General features: G+C 59.0%; 2 protein-coding genes. Both read left to right on the top strand.

What is annotated here, in order from left to right; genetic code table 11:
- Positions 1-52 precede the first annotated feature (52 nt).
- The gene (gene istA / locus HUK38_RS14485; protein WP_182585032.1) at positions 53-1576 is read left to right on the top strand and encodes an IS21 family transposase; all 1524 of its coding nucleotides are present in this window, start codon (positions 53-55) and stop codon (positions 1574-1576) included.
- Positions 1566-2372: an IS21-like element helper ATPase IstB gene (gene istB / locus HUK38_RS14480; protein WP_182585031.1), complete on the top strand. Its 807-nt coding sequence runs from the start codon at positions 1566-1568 to the stop codon at positions 2370-2372. Before istA ends, istB begins: the two co-directional genes overlap by 11 nt.
- Positions 2373-2518 lie beyond the last annotated feature (146 nt).

The following is a 2518-nucleotide window of genomic DNA, read 5'->3' as shown; positions in this document are numbered from 1 at the left end:
TGTTTTACTAGCTCTGCCTACTTTTTAGGCAGGAGCAACAAAGGTGATCACCATGGAAATGTTTGGAAGAGTCAGGCGGATGTACACGCGGGACAAGAAGTCACTGCGCGAGATAGCCAAAGGCACAGGGCTGTCGCGAAACACGGTCCGCAAATGGGTGCGAGATGCCAAGGAAGGCGATGAGCCCGAGTACCGTCGCAAGACGACACCGGGCAAGCTCACCGCGTTTCACGCAGCCTTGGAACTGGCACTCAGGGCTGATGCATTGCGCTCAAAGCAATACCGGCGCACCGCACGGGCCTTGTTTGAAGACATCAAAACCCAGGGATACACCGGTGGCTACAGCGCTGTCACCGAATTCATTCGGCAGTGGTGTGGCGCGCAAGGCAAAACGCCCCATGCCTTTGTGCCCCTGAGCTTTGCACTGGGTGAGGCGTTCCAGTTTGACTGGAGCACCGAAGGCTTGATGGTGGGTGGTATCTACTACAACAAGGTGCAACTCTCGCACATGAAACTGTGCGCCAGTCGAGCCTTTTGGCTGGTGGCTTACCCCAGCCAAGGTCATGAAATGCTGTTTGATGCCCACACCCGCTCGTTTGCGGCGCTGGGCGGCATCCCCGGGCGAGGCATCTACGACAACATGAAGACAGCCGTGGACAAAGTCAGACGCGGCAAAGAGCGCATCGTCAACGCACGCTTCACGGCCATGTGCGCGCACTACCTCTTTGATGCTGACTTCTGCAATGTTGCCAGTGGCTGGGAGAAAGGCATCGTCGAGAAAAACGTGCAAGACAGCCGCAGGCGCATCTGGCTCGATGCCCAAAAGCGCAAGTGGAGCTCCTTTGATGAACTCAACGCCTGGCTGGGCCAGCGCTGCCGGGATTGCTGGAGCGACCTGCGCCATCCGGAGTTTGGCCATTTCAGCGTGCTCGACATGCTGGAGCAGGAGCGCCTGGAGATGATGCCCATGCCCACAGCGTTTGATGGCTACGTGGAGAAATCTGCCAAAGTGTCCAGCACCTGCCTGGTCAGCGTGGACCGCAACCGTTATTCGGTACCCTGTGAATGGGCCAACCACCGTGTCAGCACCCGGCTCTATCCCGATCGTGTCTGCGTCGTCGCGGGTGATGCGGTGGTGGCCAGCCACGAGCGGGCTGCAGATCGGGGTCACACCCGCTACGACTGGCAGCACTACATTGCGCTGGTGCAACGCAAACCAGGAGCGCTGAGAAACGGCGCCCCGTTTGCCGATATGCCATCACCGCTGCAGCGGCTTCGTCAAGGACTGATGAGGCACCCGGGAGGAGATCGCATCATGGCGCAGGTGCTGGCAGCCGTGCCCACAGCAGGGCTGGAGGCGGTCTTGGTCGCCGTGGAATTGGTGGTGGAATCTGGCGCACTCAGTGCCGAGCATGTTCTCAACGTGTTGGCCAGACTGCATGCCAAGCCAGCGCCTGAGGGGGTTGAAACCGCCTTGGCACTCAAGCATCCACCGCTGGCCAATACCAGACGCTACGACAGCTTGCGTGATGTGATGGAGACCACTCAAGCCTTGGAGGTTGATCATGCGCCGTGATGTCGCCACCGAACTCAAAGAGCTGCGCCTGTACGGCATGGTCAGTGCCTGGACGGATTTGACCGCCCAGGGCGACACCACCACGGCATCGTACAAATGGTTGATCGAGCACTTGCTGCAAGCCGAACACACCGACCGGGCCATGCGCTCGGTCAGTCATCAGCTCAAGGCGGCCCGGTTTCCCATCCATCGGGATCTGGCCCAGTTTGACTTCGCGGCCAGTAGTGTGGATCAGGACTTGGTCACGACACTGGCGACGATGGACTTTACTGACACGGCACAGAACGTGGTGTTCATTGGCGGGCCTGGCACCGGCAAGACGCATCTGGCCACAGCGGTGGCGGTCTCAGGCATCACCTCCAAGGGCATGCGGGTGCGTTTTTACTCGACAGTGGATCTGGTCAACCAGTTGGAGCAGGAAAAAGCCCAGGGCAAGGCCGGTCGCATTGCTGCGTCGCTGCTGCGGGTGGATCTGGTGATTCTGGATGAGTTGGGGTACTTGCCATTCAGCCAGGCCGGTGGTGCTTTGCTGTTTCACCTGCTCTCCCAACTGTACGAGCACACCAGTGTGGCGATCACCACCAACCTGAGTTTCTCGGAGTGGTCCAGCGTGTTTGTGGATGCCAAGATGACCACGGCGCTGCTAGACCGGCTCACACATCATTGCCATATCGTGGAGACGGGCAACGAGTCGTATCGGTTCGCGCACAGTTCGATGGCTGCCAAGTCGCGTATCAAGGAGCGAGAGCTGGTCCGTAAAGGGGCCAAAGCAACGACGATACCCGAGCCCTTCTGAAGCCAAGCGAGAGGGGGACAGACGCTACGGGCTTCGCCCTTCGCGTCTGTCCCCCTCTCGCCATCAATCAATTCAGAACAACCAAGTCAGGGCCGTCAAAACCAGTCATTGACTACACTTATCCACAGCTGCCAATTCAAAAGACA

Source organism: Thiospirillum jenense, assembly GCF_014145225.1.
In the GTDB taxonomy this organism is placed as follows: Bacteria; Pseudomonadota; Gammaproteobacteria; order Chromatiales; family Chromatiaceae; genus Thiospirillum; species Thiospirillum jenense.
Note: the sequence above shows the minus strand (reverse complement) of the source record. Positions and strands in the feature narration are given on the sequence as shown.